The following is a 15911-nucleotide window of genomic DNA, read 5'->3' as shown; positions in this document are numbered from 1 at the left end:
ACCGAAGCATCTCGGCTTCGCTCGATGCTGCTCGAAGCGAACGGATAGGTTAGTGCGCCTGCTTCGGGCTTTCCATGATCTCGGTCAGCACCCCGCCCATGTCCTTGGGGTGAAGAAAGAAGATCGGCGTCCCGTGCGCCCCGATCCGGGTCGGCCCGAGGATGCGCACCCCCTTGCCCTCGTACCACGTCCGAGCCTCCTCAATGTCCGCGACCTCAAAGCACAAATGATGCTGTCCGCCCTCCGGATTGCGCTCGAGGAACTTGACGATCGGCGAGTCCGCCCCGAGCGGCTCGATCAGCTCGATCTGGCTGTTGGCCGCATCGACAAAACACACCCGCACCCCCTGCGCCGGCAAATCGAACGGCTCGCGCACAACCGCCGCCCCCATCAACTCGCGATACGCCGCCACCGACCGCTCGATCGACGGCGTCGCGACACCGACATGATTCAATCGTCCGAGTTTCATGCCGGTCTCACAGCGGAATGTTGTCGTGTTTCTTCCACGGGTTCTCGAGCACCTTGTCGCGCAGCTTGCGCAGCCCCAGCGCCACCCGCTTCCGAGTCGAGTGCGGGTAGATCACCTCGTCGATGAAGCCCTTGCTCGCCGCCACGAACGGGTTGGCGAAACGCTCCTCATATTCCGCCGTGCGTGCCGCGATCTTGTCGGGGTCGCCCTTCTCGTCGCGGAAGATGATCTCGACCGCGCCCTTGGCCCCCATCACCGCGATCTCGGCCGTCGGCCAGGCATAGTTCAAGTCCCCGCGCAGATGCTTCGACGCCATCACGTCATAGGCCCCGCCATAGGCCTTGCGCGTGATCACCGTGATCTTCGGCACCGTCGCCTCGGCATAGGCGAACAGCAGCTTCGCGCCGTGCTTAATGATCCCGTTATGCTCCTGCCCGACGCCCGGCAGGAAGCCCGGCACGTCGACGAAGGTCACGATCGGAATGTCGAAGGCGTCGCAGAAACGGACGAACCGCGCGGCCTTCTTCGACGCGTTGATGTCGAGGCAGCCGGCGAGCACCATCGGCTGGTTGGCGACCACGCCGACCGTGCGCCCCTCGATCCGCGCGAAGCCGATGATGATGTTCGCGGCATGGCCCGGCTGGAGCTCGAAGAAGTCGCCCTCGTCCGCCACCTTCCGGATCAGTTCGTGCATGTCGTAGGGCGTCGCCGCGCTCGGCGGGATCAGGCTGTCGAGACTGTTCTCGATGCGGTCCCACGGGTCCTCGCTCGGCCGCTCCGGCACGTCGTGGCGGTTCGATAGCGGCAGGAAGTCGAAGAAGTCGCGCGCCGCGAGCAGCGCGTCGATGTCGTTCTCGAACGCCACGTCGGCGACGCCCGACTTGGTCGTGTGGGTGACCGCGCCGCCCAGATCCTCCTGCGTCACCACCTCGTTGGTCACCGTCTTCACCACGTCCGGCCCGGTGACGAACATGTAGGAGCTGTCCTTCACCATGAAGATGAAGTCGGTCATCGCCGGCGAATAGACTGCGCCGCCGGCGCACGGCCCCATGATCAGCGAGATCTGCGGGACGACGCCCGACGCCAGCACGTTGCGCTGGAACACCTCGGCATAGCCGCCGAGGCTGGCGACTCCCTCCTGGATCCGCGCGCCGCCGCTGTCGTTAAGCCCGATCACCGGCGCGCCGACCTTCAGCGCCGCGTCCATGATCTTGCAGATCTTCTGCGCATGGCGCTCGGACAGTGATCCGCCGAAGACGGTGAAATCCTGCGCGAAAACATAGACCAGCCGGCCGTTGATCGTGCCGCTCCCGGTGACCACCCCGTCGCCGGGAATCTTCTGCGTTTCCATGCCGAAGTCGACGCAATTATGCTCGACGTACATGTCGAGCTCCTCGAACGAATCCGGGTCGAGCAGCACGCTCAGCCGCTCGCGCGCGGTGAGCCGCCCCTTGGTGTGCTGCGCGGCGATGCGCTTTTCGCCGCCGCCCATCCGCGCCGCGGCGCGCCGTTGCTCGAGCTCGTCGATCGTCGTTGCCATAGGGTCGCCCGTCTGCCCCGCCCTCGCCGGAGGGTCAATCGCCCGCGCGGCTCCCGCGGGCCCACCGAAAAACTACATGATTTAGGTTAGGTGGCGGAACGAGCTCCGGCCCGCCGCTGTTAACGCCATAGTTTTCCACGCGTTAGGTCCAGTCCATCGATGATCCTGTTCCCCGAGAGCCAGCGCGAGCTGGCGGCCCGTTCCCGTTCTGCGTCCCGTCGAAACGACCTGCTCATCTGCTTTTCGCACCTGCGCTGGGATTTCGTCTTCCAGCGGCCGCAGCATCTCATGACTCGCTTCGGCAAGACCTATCGCGTGCTGTTCTTCGAGGAGCCGATCGAGCGGGCCGAGCTGCCCGAGCCCGAGCTCGATCGTCGCACCGTCGCTCCGGGGGTCGAGGTCGCCACCCCGCTTCTCCCGCCCGGCCTCGATGACGAGGCCCGCACCCGCGCCCTGCGCGCGTTGGTCGACCACGTCGTCGCCACCGACGGCCGCCCGGCGGTCGCCTGGTACTACACGCCGATGATGGTGCCCTTCTCGTTCCATCTCGGCGCCGGCTGCGTGGTCTACGATTGCATGGACGAGCTCGCCAACTTCCGTTTCGCCCCGCCCGAACTGCTCGCGCTCGAACAGCGCCTGCTCGACCGCGCCGACGTCGTCTTCACCGGCGGCTACAGCCTCTACGAGGCCAAGCGCCAGCGCCACGGCAACGTCCACCCCTTCCCCTCGTCGGTCGATCTCGCGCACTTCATGAAGGCGCGCTCGGTCGACGCGCAGCCCGCCGACCAGGCCGACATCCCCGGGCCGCGCTTCGGCTTCTACGGAGTGATCGACGAGCGCTTCGACACCGCTTTGCTCGATGCAGTCGCCGCCCAGCGGCCCGACTGGTCGTTCGTGATGCTCGGCCCGGTGGTCAAGATCAGCGAGGACGAGCTGCCTCGGCGCGACAACATCCATTACCTCGGCGGCAAGACCTATGAAGAGCTTCCAGCCTATCTAGGCGGCTGGGATGTCGCTTTGATGCCGTTCGCGATCAACGCCGCGACGCGCTTCATCTCGCCGACCAAGACCCCCGAATATCTTGCCGGCGGCCGGCCGGTGGTCTCGACCCCCATCGCCGACGTCAAGCGCCACTATGGCAACATCACCGGAGTCAGGATTGCCCGCACGCCCGAGCAATTCCTCGCCGCCTGCGATGCCGCGCTCGAGCTGTCGCGCGACACCGATCGCTGGCTGCCGGAGGTCGACCTGCTGCTTTCGGGCCAGAGCTGGGACATCACCCAGGCGCGCATGGCCGGCCTGATCGATCAGGTCCTCGCCGCCGACACCCGTCGCCTTCAGCCGCAGGCCGCCACCGCATGAGCGAGCGCTACGACTATCTGATCGTCGGCGCGGGTTTTGCCGGCTCGGTGCTCGCCGAGCGGCTGGCGAGCCAGCACGGCGCCCGAATCCTGCTCGTCGACCGCCGCGACCACATCGGCGGCAACGCCTATGACGAGCGCAACGACGCCGGCATCCTCTACCACAAATACGGCCCGCACATCTTCCACACCAACAGCCAGGCGGTGGTCGATTACCTGTCGCAATTCACCAAATGGCGCCCGTACGAACACCGCGTGCTCGCCGCCGTGCGCGGCAAGCAGGTGCCGATCCCGATCAATCGCACCACGCTCAATCGCCTGTTCGATCTCGACCTTGAGACCGACGACGATGCCGCGGCCTATCTCGCGTCGCGCGCCGAGCCGGTCGCCGAGATCCGCACCTCCGAGGATGTCGTCGTCAACGCCGTCGGCCGCGAGCTCTACGAATTGTTCTTCCGCGGCTACACCCGCAAGCAATGGGCGCTCGACCCGAGCGAGCTCGACAAGTCGGTCACCGCGCGCATCCCGACCCGCACCAACACCGACGACCGCTATTTTACCGACAGCTTCCAGGCGATGCCGGCCGACGGCTACACCGCGATGTTCGAAAAGATGCTCGCCAACCCGCTGATCGAGCGCCGGCTGGGCACCGATTATCGCGAGGTGCGCGACCTGGTCGACTACGATCACCTAATTTACACCGGCCCGATCGACGAATATTTTGACCACCGCTTCGGTAAACTGCCCTATCGCAGCCTCAAGTTCGATCACCGGACGCTCGAGCAGGAGCGCTTCCAGCCGACCGGCACGGTCAACTATCCGGCCGAGGACGTCCCCTACACCCGGATCAGCGAGTACAAGCATCTGACCGGCCAGAAGGCGCCGGTCACCACCATCACCTACGAATATCCCGCGGCCGAGGGGGACCCTTATTATCCGATCCCGCGGCCCGAGAACCAGGCGCTGTTCAAGCGCTACGAAGCGCTCGGCGATGCGACCGAGGGGGTCACCTTCGTCGGCCGCCTCGCCACCTACCGCTATTACAACATGGACCAGATCGTCGGTCAGGCGCTCGCCACCTTCCGCCGGCTGGAGGAGGCGCGCCGGGGTCTGGCGGCGACCGCCGAGGCCGCCTAACGCGGGCCCGCGCAACCGGGAGCCCCGACATCTTCCTCGCCGGATTCGAATGTTCGACCCAGCGCCGGCGCGACGGCGTCCGGCTCGACCTCACCCGCGCCACCGCCCACCACCGCTTCGCCGCGCAGGATTATCGCGCTTGCCATGAAGCCGGCCTCGCGACCCTCCGCGACGGGCTGCGCTGGCACCTTATCGAGACCGCTCCGGGCCGGTTCGACTGGACGAGTTGGCGGCCGATGCTCGATGCCGCCGAGGAAGCCGGCGTCCGCGTCATCTGGGACATCTTCCACTATGGCTTTCCCGACTTCCACGACCCCGCCCGGCCGGACTTCGCCGACGCCCTCGCCGACTTCGCCGCGGCTGCCGCCGAGCAGCACCGTGCCGCCACCGGCCGGCCGATCGACCACTGCATCGCCAACGAGATCAGCTTCTTCTGCTACGCCGCCGGAGCAGGCGATTTCCGGATGCCGTCGCCGGTCGATCCGGTCGCGCTCAAGCGCAACGTGGTGCGCGCCGCGATCGCCGCCGCCGATCGCCTCGATTCCGTGGGCTGCGGTCGGCGCATCTGGGCCGAGCCGCTGATCTTCGTCGCCCCGCTCGACGATCGCCCGGCGACCGTCGCCCACGCCCGCGCGCTAACCGCCACCCAATATGAAGTATTCGACATGCTCGCCGGCCGCTCGGAGCCCGAACTCGGCGGTCGCCCTGAACTGCTCGCCACGCTCGGCCTCAATTATTACCCGCACAACCAATGGTACGCCGGCGCCGGGATGATCCCGCTCGGCCACCACGAATTTCGCCCGCTGTCCGCCATGCTGCTCGACGTCGCCGAACGCTACAGTCGCCCGCTAATGATCGCCGAGACCGGCGCCGAAGGGGCAGGCCGGGTCGCCTGGCTGAACTACGTCTGCGACGAGGTCCGCCAGGCGCAGTCGGCCGGAGTCGCAGTCGAAGGCATCTGCCTCTACCCAATTACGGCCTATCCCGGCTGGTCCAACAGCCGCCATTGCGAAGCTGGCCTGCTGGGTTTCGCCGGCCCGGACGGCGAGCGCCCGGTGTACCAGCCCTTGCGCGCGGAGCTCGAGCGCCAGCGAACCCTCTTCGCCGCCGCCTAGCGCTGGCGCGCCGAAGGATAGCGCGCTTCGAACCGCGCCTGGCTTTCGGGGTTGCCGACATTGACCACCGGCCCGTCGCCGCACGCCGCCTTTAGCTCGGCCAGCCCGTCATAGTCCTTCGCACCGTTCGGCCCGGCCCAGCTCCACTCCTCGCCGATCCGGCCCGTCGCCTTGCCGGTGCGGCGGTCGATGGCCGCCAGATAGCCCTCGCTGTCGAGCCCGATCCCGGTTTCGCGATGGAACACCGCCAGCGGACCCTTGCCCTTGCCGTTGCCGGCCAGCCGCAGGCAGCCGTCGTCGAGGATGACGCGGCCGCTATAGCCGGCCTCGAGCTGGATCACGGTCGAGCGCGTTTCCGAAGCGAACCCGCGCAGCAGCGGCGCGACGCGCGGGTCGACCCGCGGGAACGGCAGCTCCCCGGCGAAGCCGAGCTTGAGCGGCCCGGGCAGCGTGCCCCAGTTTCGCGCCAGGGCCAGCGTCCGATACTCCGCCTCGCTGACCTGCATCATCATCTCGACCTTGCCGCTGGTCGCGTCGCTCCCATAGCCGGCGAGGATCCCCGCTTCGGTAAACCGCTTGACCCACGGCTCGGCCAGCTTCTGCAGTTCCGCTGTGGTCAGCGCGGCATGTTCGGCGCGAAAGCGCGGGTGTACGCTGTACTTGCGCAGCGTCGCTTCGGGGTCGCGCTTGAAGAAGAGCACATATCCCCAGTCCGGCTGGTGGACCATGCGCACGTCGACATAATTGTGAGGCTCGGCCGCCGCGAGGCGCACCCGCAGCCGCTCGAGGATCGGCTGCACCGCCATCTGCTCCGACGTGCGCTTCTTGGCCTCCGCGACGCTGATGCCATTCTCCTGAGCATACCATTCGTACTGCGTGCGATAATTCTGACGCATCGGCTTGACGTCGCGCGTCGGGCTCGGCGGAACCCGCAGGATCCTGGCGTGCGCCGCGGTGCCGGTCATCGTCGCGCCCTTGGGCAGGACCGGGTGGTGGATCGTCACCGGCGGTGGCGGCGGCGGGATCGCGCCGGCCGTCCCGGCAAGGGCAATCGCCGCCCCGATCAACCAGCAACGCATACTCGTCTCCACTTGCCGAACCGCCGGCAAGGGAGAAAAAAGCCGTTTCATGCTTTCGCAATGCTGACCAGCAGGGGATTTAACGCAATGGCCGAGCGCCAGCACTGGCCCGAACGATTATGGCTCATCCGCCACGGCCAGAGCCAGGGCAATGTCGCACGCGACCTCGCGCACGAGGCCGGGCACAGCGTGATCGATCTCGACCTGCGCGACGTCGACGTGCCGTTGAGCGAGCTCGGCCACAGCCAGGCCGAGGCAACCGGCCGCTGGTTCGCCGCTTTGCCTGAGCATGAGAAACCCGAAGTGCTGCTCGCCAGCCCCTACGTCCGCGCGCGCCAGACCGCCGAGGCGATCTGCAAGGCTGGCGGGCTGGCCGGCGGCTCCAAGCCGACCGTGCTCGACGAGCGGCTGCGCGAGCGCGAGTTCGGCGTGTTCGACGGCCTCACCACCATCGGCATCAGGGAAAAATATCCCGAGGAAGCCGCGCACCGCGCCAAGATGGGCAAATTCTACCATCGCCCGCCCGGCGGCGAGAGCTGGGCCGACGTCATCCTGCGCCTGCGCTCGATGCTCAACACGATCAATCTCCACTATGCCGACAAGCGCGTCGCGGTGGTCGCGCACCAAGTCGTCGTGCTGTGCATGCGCTACATCCTCGACGAGCTGACCGAGGGCCAGATCCTCGCCATCGACAAGCAGGCCGAGATCCTCAACTGCGGCATTTGCGCCTACGATTTCGAGCCCAATCACCTGTCGCTGTGCGTGCCCAAGCTGGTGCTGTGGAACCACGGTGCGCCGATGGAGCAGGAGGGCACGCCCAAGACCGCCGAGCCCGACGCCATGACCGGATCGCGATGACCCGCCCGCGCGCACTCGACGCGGCCGAGCTCAAGCGCCACCCGCTGCCCGGGCACAAGGATGGCGACAAGGACAGCCACGGCCAGATATTGATCATCGCCGGCTCGCGCGACGTGCCCGGCGGCCCGCTGCTGACCGCCCACGCGGCGATGCGCTCCGGCGCCGGCAAGCTCCAGCTCGCAGCGCCCGACGACATCGCCGTCCCGCTCGGCATCGCCATGCCCGAGGCGATGGTGGTCGGCTTCGCCACCGCCCGCGACGGCGGCTTCGCGGCGCGCGCCGTCGACTCGTTGATCGACAAGGCCGAGCGCGCCGACGCCATCGTCGCCGGTCCGGCGATGACCGCCAATGCCGCCACCGCCAAGCTCGCCGCTCGGCTGGTCGGGCTCGGCAAGCCGCTCGCGCTCGACGCGGCCTTGCTCCACCTCCTGCCCGAATTCGACTCCAGGTCCCGCGCCGCGCGCATTCCGCCCGTGCTGCTGCCGCACGCGGGCGAAATGGCCAGCCTGCTCGGCTGCGCCGCCGAGGAGGTCGAGGCGAACCCGCTCGGCTGCGGTCAGACATGCGCCAAGCGCTATGGCGCGATGGTGCTGGTCAAGGGCGCCGAGAGCCACATCGTCGCGCCCGACGGCGCCGCCTGGAAATATCGCGGCGGCGGTCCTGGCCTGGGCGTGTCGGGCAGCGGCGACGTCCTCGCCGGGATCGCCGGCGGCCTGCTCGCGCGCGGCGCCGACCCGCTCACCGCCCTCCTATGGAGCGTCTGGCTCCACGGCGAAGCCGGCCGGGCCCTCGCCGAAAAAGTCGCCCCCCTCGGCTTCCTCGCCCGCGAACTGCCGGGCGAAGTGCCAGCGTTGCTTGCGTCGTCATTTCGAGCGTAGCGAAGCAATCCAGCTGACTTGCCGCGGCGCTGCGCGCCTCGCAATGACGAGCGTCACCCCCGATGCCGCTGCAACTCGTCCCCCGTCAGCGTCACCACATGAATCACATTGGTGCTGCCCGACTTTCCGAACGGCACGCCGGCCATCACCACCATGCGCTCGCCGCCGGCAACGATCCGGTGCCGGAGCGCCATCCGCTTCGCCTTTTCGACCATCTCCTCGAAGCTCCGCACATCGCGCGTGTGGACCGCGTGCGCGCCCCACAGCAGCCCCTGCCGCCGCGCCACTGCCAGGCTCGCGGTCATCACCAGGATCGGCACCGGCGGCCGCTCACGTGCGATCCTGCGCGCGGTCGAGCCGCTTGAGGTGTAGCAGGCCATCGCCCGCGCCCCGATGATGTTGACGATCTGCGCCGCGCTCTCGCTCAGCGCGTCGGCGGTGGTCGCCTCGGCCGGAGTCTCGGTGAAATGGACCCGCTCGTAATAGATCGGGTCGGTCTCGACGCTTCGCCCGATGCGGTCCATCATCGCCACCGCCTCGACCGGATAGTCGCCCGCCGCGCTTTCCGCCGACAGCATCACTGCATCCGCCCCGTCGTACATCGCATTGGCGACGTCGCTGACTTCGGCGCGGGTCGGGGTCGGCGCGGTGATCATCGATTCGAGCATCTGCGTCGCCACCACCACCGGCTTGCCGAGCCGCCGCGCCTCGGCGACGATCCGGTTCTGCGCGCGCGGCACCTCCTCGGGCGGAAGCTCAACGCCGAGGTCGCCGCGCGCGACCATCACCGCGTCGGCCAGCTCGAGGATCTCGTCCAGATGCTCGATCGCGCTCGGCTTCTCGATCTTGACCAGCAGCCCGGCGCGCCCGCCGATCAGCTCGCGCGCTTCGGCGACGTCGGCCGCGCGCTGGACGAAGCTCAGCGCGATCCAGTCGGCCCCTTGGTCGAGCGCGAACTGCAAATCGCTACGGTCCTTGTCGGTCAGCGCCGGGATCGGCACCACCACGCCCGGTAAATTGACTCCCTTGTGGTCGGAAATGCGCCCGCCGACCTCGACCCTGGTGTCGATCCGCTCGTCTCCGGCCTGCTCGACCCGAAGCCGGATCTTGCCGTCGTTGATCAGCAATTGGTCGCCCTCGGCCACCGCCGCGAACAGTTCCGGATGCGGCAGGCCGACCCGCGCCGCGGTCCCGGCCGTTTCCTTGCGGTCGAGCGCGAACGCCTCGCCTGCCGCGAGCATCGCCGCGCCGCCCTTGAAGTCGCCGACCCTGAGCTTCGGCCCCTGCAAATCGACCAGGATCGTGGTCGGCCGCCGCTGCTCCTGCTCGAGCGCGCGAATCGCCTCGAACAGCGCGACCTTCGACGCCTGGTCGCCATGGCTCATGTTGATCCGGAACGCGTCCGCGCCGGCCTCGTGGAGCTTACGGATCATCTCCGGGCTGCTGCTCGCCGGCCCGAGTGTGGCGAGGATGCGCACCTTGCGCGCGCGGGGCTGGAATGGGGTGGTCACGGCGCTGGTGCATAGACGCTTGTGACGCGCGTTCAACCGGCTTGAGGCCCGCGCCCGGCTCGCCTAAGGCCCCCGCTCACAATCGCGAAATCACAAGGAATCATCTTATGGCGGACGGCACCGTCGCGGCGGATCAGCTGCGGCTGTTCATCGAGCGGATCGAGCGGCTCGAGGAGGAGAAGAAGGGCATCGCCGACGACATCCGCGACGTCTATTCGGAGGCCAAGGCCAATGGCTACGACAGCAAGATCATGCGCATGATCGTCCGCCTTCGGAAGATGGAAAGCCACACCCGCCAGGAGCAGGACGCACTGCTCGAGACCTATCGCTCGGCGCTCGGGCTCGCCTGACCTTCCCCCCTCCCGCTTGCGGGAGGGGCCGGGGGTGGGCAATGAGAGGGACTATGGCCGGTCACAGCAAATTCAAGAACATCATGCACCGCAAGGGCGCTCAGGATAAGAAGCGCTCGGCGATGTTTTCCAAGCTGTCGCGCGAGATTACCGTCGCGGCCAAGATGGGCCTGCCCGATCCGGAGATGAACGCCCGGCTGCGCGCCGCCGTCCTCGCCGCCAAGGCGCAGTCGATGCCCAAGGACAATATCCAGCGCTCGATCGACAAGGCTTCGGCCAGCGACGCCGAGAATTACGAGGAGATCCGCTACGAGGGCTACGGCCCCAGCGGCACCGCGCTGATCGTCGAGGCGCTGACCGACAACCGCAACCGCACCGCCACCAATATGCGCACGATCTTCTCCAAGAACGGCGGCAATCTCGGCGCATCGGGCTCGGTCGCCCACGGCTTCGACCGCATGGGCCTGATCGAATATGGCGCCTCGGCGGGTGATTCCGACACCGTCCTCGAAGCGGCAATCGAGGCCGGCGCCGACGATGTCGAAAGCGACGACGACGGCCACCAGATCTGGACCGCCCCCGACTCGCTTCACGAGGTCGCCAAGGCGCTCGAGGCCGCGCTCGGCGAGGCCGAAGCGGTCAAGCTCGCCTGGCGCCCCCAGCTCAAGGCCGACGTCGCCGGCGACGACGTCGCCACGCTGATGAAGCTGATCGACGCCCTTGAGGACGACGACGACGTCCAGACCGTCTGGGGCAACTACCAGATCTCCGACGACGAACTGGCGAAACTGGCGTGAAGACCGCTCCTCCCTGCCGAAGGTGGGGAGGGGGACCATTCCGCGAAGACGGAATGGTGGAGGGGTCCGTAGGAAAATTAATGAGGAGCGGCGGGTGCTGATCCTCGGCCTCGACCCCGGCCTGGCAACCACCGGCTGGGGCCTGATCCGCGCCGAGGGCAATCGCCTCAGCCACGTCGCCAACGGGCAGCTCAAGACGCTTGCCGCCGAGCCGCTGCCCGCCCGCCTGTCCCACCTCGCCAGCCAGCTCGAGGCGCTGATCGCCGACCGCGCCCCGGCCCACGCCGCGGTCGAGGAAGTGTTCGTCAACAAGAACCCGCAGTCGACCCTCAAGCTCGGCCAAGCCCGCGGCGTCGTCCTGATGATCGCCGCGCGCGGCGGGCTCGACGTCGCCGAATATGCCGCGCGCTTCATCAAGAAGGCGGTGGTCGGCGGCGGCAATGCCGACAAGGCGCAGGTCCACTACATGGTCCAGCGGTTGCTGCCCGGGGCCGCCATCGCCGGCCCCGACGCGGCCGATGCGCTGGCCGTCGCCATCACCCACGCCCATCACCTTGCCAGCCGCCGGGCGCTCGGACCCCTCTAGTCTGAGGGTGAGCGCGCAACCCCTCGCCGGTTCGGCGGTTGCCAGAGCGATGCGCCGAGCGATCTTCCTCCTGCCGCTGCTGCTGGCCGCCTGCCAGCCCGCCACCGTGCGCCCGGCCGCTCTGGCCGATACCCCTGCCGCGACCCCGCTGCCCGCCCCGCTCCCGCCCTCGACCCCGCCGCCGCCAATGCCGCCGATCCCGGGCGACTCCGCCTGGTTGCTGGCCCAGCCCGAGCCGCCAATCCGCCCGACCGGTGACGCGCGGGTCGACGCCTACCGCGCCGAACTGTTCGCCGACCGCGCCTGGGGTCCGGTGTTCCGCCGCCTGCTCGCCGACCTCACCGCCGACCCGGCGATCGTCGCCGGCTACGACCGCATGCGCGCGATCGACGAGCCGGCCGAATATGTCCGCTTCTACGTCACGCCCGAGCGGATCGCCGCCGGACGCAAGATCTACCGCAGCATCGGCCAAGGCGCCGCCCGCCCGACCGCCGGCGACGGCAGTCCGCTCGAGCTCACCGTCGCCTTGTGGGGAGCACTCTCCGACTACGGCGCCCGCCGCCCCGAATATGACCTGCTCCAGGCGCTGGTCGTGCTGCGCGCCCACGACCGCCTCCGCCTCGACACCGCCTTCCCGGTCCACGATGCCGCGCTGCTGGTGCTCGACCGGAAGGTCGAGCGCGCCAAGCTCAAAGGCTGGGACAGCGGCCGCATGGGCGACGTCCAATATTCGCCCGATTTCTATCGCCGCATGGCGCGCGACGGCGACGGCGACGGAATGGCCGACATCTGGGACAACCGGCACGATATCCTTGCCAATCTCGCCATCCCGGTGCGCGAGGAGCAGGCGATGCTGGTCATCGCGGTCAAGCCCGAGAACTTCGACCGCTCCGACCCCGGCCAGTCGCGGATCGTCGAAGCGATGGCGCAGCAGCGCATGACGGCGACCTATTTCAAGCGCTGGGACGGCGCGCCGTGGCCGGCCGCGGCGATCCGCTGGTACGGCCGCTATACCGAGCCGTTCGGAAAGGACGGCCCGGCTTTCCTGCTGATGGGCGCGGCCGATCCGATCGCCTACCGCGACCCCTATCGCGATTATTACGAGGGCAATGCCGAGCGCGGCTTCGTCCTCGCCGTCGGCCTGCTCGCCGAAGCTATCGCCGGCCGCCCCATCCCCGACCTCGCGACCATGCGCTGACGCCGACCAAGTTCGTCATTGCGAGGCGCGAAGCGCCGCGGCAATCCAGCCAATGGATTGCTTCGCTTCGCTCGCAATGACGGCTAGGGTTTGACCATGATCGCACGGCTCGCCGGGACCCTCGTCGAAACCACCGCCGACGGCGCCACCGTCGATGTCGGCGGGGTCGGCTATCAGCTGCTCGCCAGCGCGCGCACGCTCGACGCGCTCGGGCCGATCGGCGGTTCGGTCGTCCTGCTGACCGAGCTCCAGGTGCGCGAGGACGGCTGGACGTTGTTCGCCTTCGGCTCCCCCGGCGAGCGCGCCACCTTCCGCCTGCTGACCTCGGTCCAGGGCGTCGGCGGCCGGGTCGCCCTCGCCCTGCTCTCGATCCTGACGCCCGAGGAACTGGCCGCTGCCGTTTCGCGCGGCGACAAGGCGATGGTCGGCCGGGCCAACGGAGTCGGCCCCAAGCTCGCCGCACGGATCGTCAACGAGCTCGCCGGCAAGATCGGCAGTCCCGCCCTCGCCGGTTCGGCCGGAGCTTCGGCGCCGCGCGGCGGCCCCGCCCACGACGCTTTGTCGGCGCTCGCCAATCTCGGCTTCAAGCCCGCCGAGGCCAGCGCCGCGGTCGCCGCCGCGAGCGAGGAGCTCGGCCCCGACGCCACCCTCGACGCGCTGGTCCGCCTCGCGCTGCGCAAGGCGGCGAAGTGACCTTGGCCTGTCCTACACCGCCCTTCTCGTGCAACATGGCGGCGATGTCCTGCCTCCAAGCCCGCGCGTCGCTGTCATGCCCCCTCGCTTAACTTCGCGATCCGGTCCCCGAAACGGCCGATGCTGCGTGAAATTTGTGACTTTAAGAGCGCGCTGATGGCCACGGATCCCGCCCGAATCACCACCCCCGAGCGTACCGCCGAGGACCAGGACCAGGCGCTCCGTCCGAAGAGCCTCGACGAGTTCGTCGGCCAGAAGGGGGCGCGCGAGAATCTGCGCATTTTCGTCAATGCCGCCAAGTCCCGCGGCGAGGCACTGGACCACGTCCTGTTCTTTGGCCCGCCGGGTCTCGGCAAGACCACGCTCGCCGGGATCCTCGCGCGCGAGATGGGCGTCGGCTTCCGCGCCACCTCGGGCCCGGTGATCGCCAAGTCGGGCGACCTCGCCGCTTTGCTCACCAACCTCGAGGACGGCGACGTGCTGTTCATCGATGAAATCCACCGCCTCAATCCGGCGGTCGAGGAAGTGCTCTATCCGGCGATGGAGGACCGCGCGCTCGACCTCATGATCGGCGAGGGTCCCTCGGCGCGCTCGGTACGCATCGACCTGCCGCGCTTTACCCTCGTCGGCGCGACCACCCGTCAGGGTCTGCTCACGACCCCGTTGCGCGACCGTTTCGGAATTCCGATCCGGCTCAACTTCTACTCGGTCGACGAGCTCGAGCAGGTCGTCCGCCGCGCCGCCCGGCTGCTCGGCGCGCCGACATCGGCCGAGGGCGAGCACGAGATCGCCCGGCGCTCGCGCGGCACTCCGCGCATCGCCGGCCGGCTGCTTCGCCGGGTGCGCGACTTCGCCCATGCCGCGGGAGCCGACACGATCGACGCTGCGGTCGCCGACCGGGCGCTCGACCGGCTCGAGATCGATGCCCTTGGGCTCGACGCGATGGACCGCCGCTACCTTACCATGATCGCCGATCTCTACGGCGGCGGCCCGGTCGGCATCGAGACCCTCGCCGCCGGCCTTAGCGAGCCGCGCGACACGCTCGAGGACGTCGTCGAACCCTATCTCATTCAGCTTGGCCTCATCGCCCGCACGGCACGCGGGCGCTGCCTCAACGGGCGCGGCTGGACCCATCTCGGCCTCAACCCGCCCGCCGGCAGCCAGTCAGGATTGTTCGATCCGGAGTCCAAATGAGCTTGTTCGCCGCCGCCGCGCTCTTCGCCGTCCAGGCCGCGCCGTCCGCCACCTCCTATGATACGCCGGCCAACTGGCTCTGCCTGCCCGGCCGCAAGGACGCCTGCTCGACCCCGCTGCGGACTACCGCGCTCAACCGCAACGGCTATGGCTCGACTGGCCTGTCGCCCGTCGCCGCCGACCCGCCGATCGACTGCTTTGTCGTCTACCCGACCGTCTCGCGGGACCGCGGACTGAACAGCGATCTCGTTCCGGGCAGTGGCGAGGAGCGGGCGATCCTCACCAGCCAGTTTGCCCGCTTCGCCGGCGCCTGCCGGATGTTCGCTCCCACCTATCGCTCGATGACCGTCGGCGCGGTCGCCTTTGCCGCGACCGGCGGCGACGTCACCGGCCCCGCCCGGCTGGCGTTCGGCGACATCCGCCGCGCCTGGCGCACCTATCTCGAGCGCCACAATCAGGGCCGTCCGTTCGTCCTCCTCGGCCACAGCCAGGGCGCGCTGATGCTCCAGCAACTGATCGCCGCCGACATCGAAGGCAAGCCCGCCGCCAAGTCGCTGAAGCTCGCCATCATTCCCGGCTACAATCTCTTCGTTCCGATCGGCAAACGGGTCGGCGGGACCCTGAAATCCACCCCGCTATGCGCTGCGCCCGGCGAAACCGGCTGCGTGCTGAGCTGGGTCAGCTACCGCCAGGGCAACCCGCCGCCGCCCGGCGCGATCTTCGGCTTTGCCAACCAGCCCGGAATGACCGTCGGCTGCACCAATCCCGGTCGGCCGGGAGCGCGCGGTTGGGTCGATCTCGACAGCTATTGGAGCACCCGCTCCGGGGTCCCCGTCCCCGGCGGCCCGATCGCCTGGTCGAGCGAGGGCCGAGCGCCGACCCCTTACGTCCGCACCGAGGGCCTCGCCTCGGGACGCTGCGTCAACAATGGCCCGCGCGGCTATCTCGAGGTTCGCACCAACGCCGACCCGGCCGACAAGCGCACCGACCGCATCGGCGGCGAGGTCGGGCTGGCCGGCTTCTTCATCCCCGGCTGGGGCATGCACCTCGCCGACATCCAGGTTGCGCAGGGCGATCTCGTCCGCCGCGTCGCCGAGGTCGGCGCCGAGGTGAGGCAGGGGCAGGGCCGGGCGCGGCGCTAGGCT

Annotated in this window: 16 protein-coding genes; 12 read left to right on the top strand and 4 right to left on the bottom strand. The window is 68.8% G+C overall.

Annotated elements, in window-relative coordinates; translation table 11 throughout:
* Positions 1-49: 49 nt before the first annotated feature.
* A complete protein-coding gene (gene mce, locus D0Z60_RS00265; RefSeq protein ID WP_118855870.1) occupies positions 50-469 on the bottom strand; it encodes a methylmalonyl-CoA epimerase in 420 nt (139 codons plus the stop codon).
* A gap of 7 nt (positions 470-476) precedes the next feature.
* Positions 477-2009, bottom strand: coding sequence for an acyl-CoA carboxylase subunit beta (locus tag D0Z60_RS00260; protein WP_118855867.1), 1533 nt, complete (start codon positions 2007-2009; stop codon positions 477-479).
* 159 nt (positions 2010-2168) lie between these two features.
* Here D0Z60_RS00260 and D0Z60_RS11850 point away from each other — a divergent pair, with 159 nt between their 5' ends.
* From D0Z60_RS11850 to D0Z60_RS00245, 3 genes are all read left to right on the top strand, one after another.
* Complete coding sequence (locus D0Z60_RS11850; RefSeq protein ID WP_118855863.1) at positions 2169-3371, top strand: glycosyltransferase family 1 protein; 1203 nt, start codon at positions 2169-2171, stop codon at positions 3369-3371.
* The gene (gene glf, locus D0Z60_RS11845) at positions 3368-4507 is read left to right on the top strand and encodes a UDP-galactopyranose mutase (RefSeq protein WP_118855861.1); all 1140 of its coding nucleotides are present in this window, start codon (positions 3368-3370) and stop codon (positions 4505-4507) included. The genes D0Z60_RS11850 and glf overlap by 4 nt, the downstream gene beginning before the upstream one ends.
* A 236-nt stretch (positions 4508-4743) precedes the next feature.
* A complete protein-coding gene (locus D0Z60_RS00245) occupies positions 4744-5622 on the top strand; it encodes a hypothetical protein (RefSeq protein ID WP_205421014.1) in 879 nt (292 codons plus the stop codon).
* On the opposite strand, the gene D0Z60_RS00240 is transcribed toward D0Z60_RS00245, so the two are convergent.
* The gene (locus D0Z60_RS00240) at positions 5619-6701 is read right to left on the bottom strand and encodes a hypothetical protein (protein ID WP_118855856.1); all 1083 of its coding nucleotides are present in this window, start codon (positions 6699-6701) and stop codon (positions 5619-5621) included. The genes D0Z60_RS00245 and D0Z60_RS00240 overlap by 4 nt on opposite strands.
* Positions 6702-6761: 60 nt before the next feature.
* On the opposite strand from D0Z60_RS00240, the gene D0Z60_RS00235 reads away from it, so the two are divergent.
* A complete protein-coding gene (locus D0Z60_RS00235; protein WP_205421013.1) occupies positions 6762-7559 on the top strand; it encodes a histidine phosphatase family protein in 798 nt (265 codons plus the stop codon).
* Positions 7556-8437, top strand: a complete 882-nt coding sequence (locus D0Z60_RS00230; protein ID WP_118855850.1) for an NAD(P)H-hydrate dehydratase — start codon at positions 7556-7558, stop codon at positions 8435-8437. The genes D0Z60_RS00235 and D0Z60_RS00230 overlap by 4 nt, the downstream gene beginning before the upstream one ends.
* Positions 8438-8490: 53 nt before the next feature.
* Here the strand turns inward: D0Z60_RS00230 and pyk are convergent, their stop codons facing one another.
* Positions 8491-9948 carry a pyruvate kinase gene (gene pyk / locus D0Z60_RS00225; RefSeq protein ID WP_118855847.1) on the bottom strand — a complete coding sequence of 486 codons (1458 nt, stop codon included), beginning with the start codon at positions 9946-9948 and terminating at the stop codon, positions 8491-8493.
* A 107-nt stretch (positions 9949-10055) separates the two neighbouring features.
* On the opposite strand from pyk, the gene D0Z60_RS00220 reads away from it, so the two are divergent.
* The 7 genes from D0Z60_RS00220 (at position 10056) to D0Z60_RS00190 (ending at position 15908) form a co-directional block, all read left to right on the top strand.
* Positions 10056-10298 (top strand): DUF2312 domain-containing protein, encoded by a 243-nt coding sequence (locus D0Z60_RS00220; RefSeq protein WP_118855844.1) that lies wholly within the window; start codon positions 10056-10058, stop codon positions 10296-10298.
* A gap of 53 nt (positions 10299-10351) precedes the next feature.
* Positions 10352-11095: a YebC/PmpR family DNA-binding transcriptional regulator gene (locus D0Z60_RS00215; RefSeq protein WP_118855841.1), complete on the top strand. Its 744-nt coding sequence runs from the start codon at positions 10352-10354 to the stop codon at positions 11093-11095.
* A 94-nt stretch (positions 11096-11189) separates the two neighbouring features.
* Positions 11190-11681: a crossover junction endodeoxyribonuclease RuvC gene (gene ruvC, locus D0Z60_RS00210; protein ID WP_118855838.1), complete on the top strand. Its 492-nt coding sequence runs from the start codon at positions 11190-11192 to the stop codon at positions 11679-11681.
* A 7-nt stretch (positions 11682-11688) separates the two neighbouring features.
* Positions 11689-12879 (top strand): lytic murein transglycosylase, encoded by a 1191-nt coding sequence (locus D0Z60_RS00205; protein WP_162888007.1) that lies wholly within the window; start codon positions 11689-11691, stop codon positions 12877-12879.
* 96 nt (positions 12880-12975) lie between these two features.
* Entirely contained in the window at positions 12976-13572 is a 597-nt protein-coding gene (gene ruvA / locus D0Z60_RS00200; RefSeq protein ID WP_118855833.1) for a Holliday junction branch migration protein RuvA, read from the top strand.
* A 156-nt stretch (positions 13573-13728) separates the two neighbouring features.
* Positions 13729-14766 (top strand): Holliday junction branch migration DNA helicase RuvB, encoded by a 1038-nt coding sequence (ruvB, locus tag D0Z60_RS00195; RefSeq protein ID WP_118855830.1) that lies wholly within the window; start codon positions 13729-13731, stop codon positions 14764-14766.
* Positions 14763-15908, top strand: coding sequence for a DUF3089 domain-containing protein (locus tag D0Z60_RS00190; RefSeq protein ID WP_118855827.1), 1146 nt, complete (start codon positions 14763-14765; stop codon positions 15906-15908). The genes ruvB and D0Z60_RS00190 overlap by 4 nt, the downstream gene beginning before the upstream one ends.
* The last annotated feature ends 3 nt before the right edge of the window (positions 15909-15911 follow it).

It is taken from the genome of Sphingomonas mesophila (assembly GCF_003499275.1).
GTDB classification, from domain to species: Bacteria; Pseudomonadota; Alphaproteobacteria; order Sphingomonadales; family Sphingomonadaceae; genus Sphingomicrobium; species Sphingomicrobium mesophilum.
Note: the sequence above shows the minus strand (reverse complement) of the source record. Positions and strands in the feature narration are given on the sequence as shown.

Excerpts from the sequence above, each read along its gene's own strand:
- mce (WP_118855870.1), bottom strand. The coding sequence starts at position 469 with ATGAAACTCGGACGATTGAATCATGTCGGTGTCGCGACGCCGTCGATC.
- D0Z60_RS00260 (WP_118855867.1), bottom strand. The coding sequence starts at position 2,009 with ATGGCAACGACGATCGACGAGCTCGAGCAACGGCGCGCCGCGGCGCGG.
- D0Z60_RS11850 (WP_118855863.1), top strand. The coding sequence starts at position 2,169 with ATGATCCTGTTCCCCGAGAGCCAGCGCGAGCTGGCGGCCCGTTCCCGT.
- glf (WP_118855861.1), top strand. The coding sequence starts at position 3,368 with ATGAGCGAGCGCTACGACTATCTGATCGTCGGCGCGGGTTTTGCCGGC.
- D0Z60_RS00245 (WP_205421014.1), top strand. The coding sequence starts at position 4,744 with ATGCTCGATGCCGCCGAGGAAGCCGGCGTCCGCGTCATCTGGGACATC.
- D0Z60_RS00240 (WP_118855856.1), bottom strand. The coding sequence starts at position 6,701 with ATGCGTTGCTGGTTGATCGGGGCGGCGATTGCCCTTGCCGGGACGGCC.
- D0Z60_RS00235 (WP_205421013.1), top strand. The coding sequence starts at position 6,762 with ATGCTGACCAGCAGGGGATTTAACGCAATGGCCGAGCGCCAGCACTGG.
- D0Z60_RS00230 (WP_118855850.1), top strand. The coding sequence starts at position 7,556 with ATGACCCGCCCGCGCGCACTCGACGCGGCCGAGCTCAAGCGCCACCCG.
- D0Z60_RS00220 (WP_118855844.1), top strand. The coding sequence starts at position 10,056 with ATGGCGGACGGCACCGTCGCGGCGGATCAGCTGCGGCTGTTCATCGAG.
- D0Z60_RS00215 (WP_118855841.1), top strand. The coding sequence starts at position 10,352 with ATGGCCGGTCACAGCAAATTCAAGAACATCATGCACCGCAAGGGCGCT.
- ruvA (WP_118855833.1), top strand. The coding sequence starts at position 12,976 with ATGATCGCACGGCTCGCCGGGACCCTCGTCGAAACCACCGCCGACGGC.
- ruvB (WP_118855830.1), top strand. The coding sequence starts at position 13,729 with ATGGCCACGGATCCCGCCCGAATCACCACCCCCGAGCGTACCGCCGAG.
- D0Z60_RS00190 (WP_118855827.1), top strand. The coding sequence starts at position 14,763 with ATGAGCTTGTTCGCCGCCGCCGCGCTCTTCGCCGTCCAGGCCGCGCCG.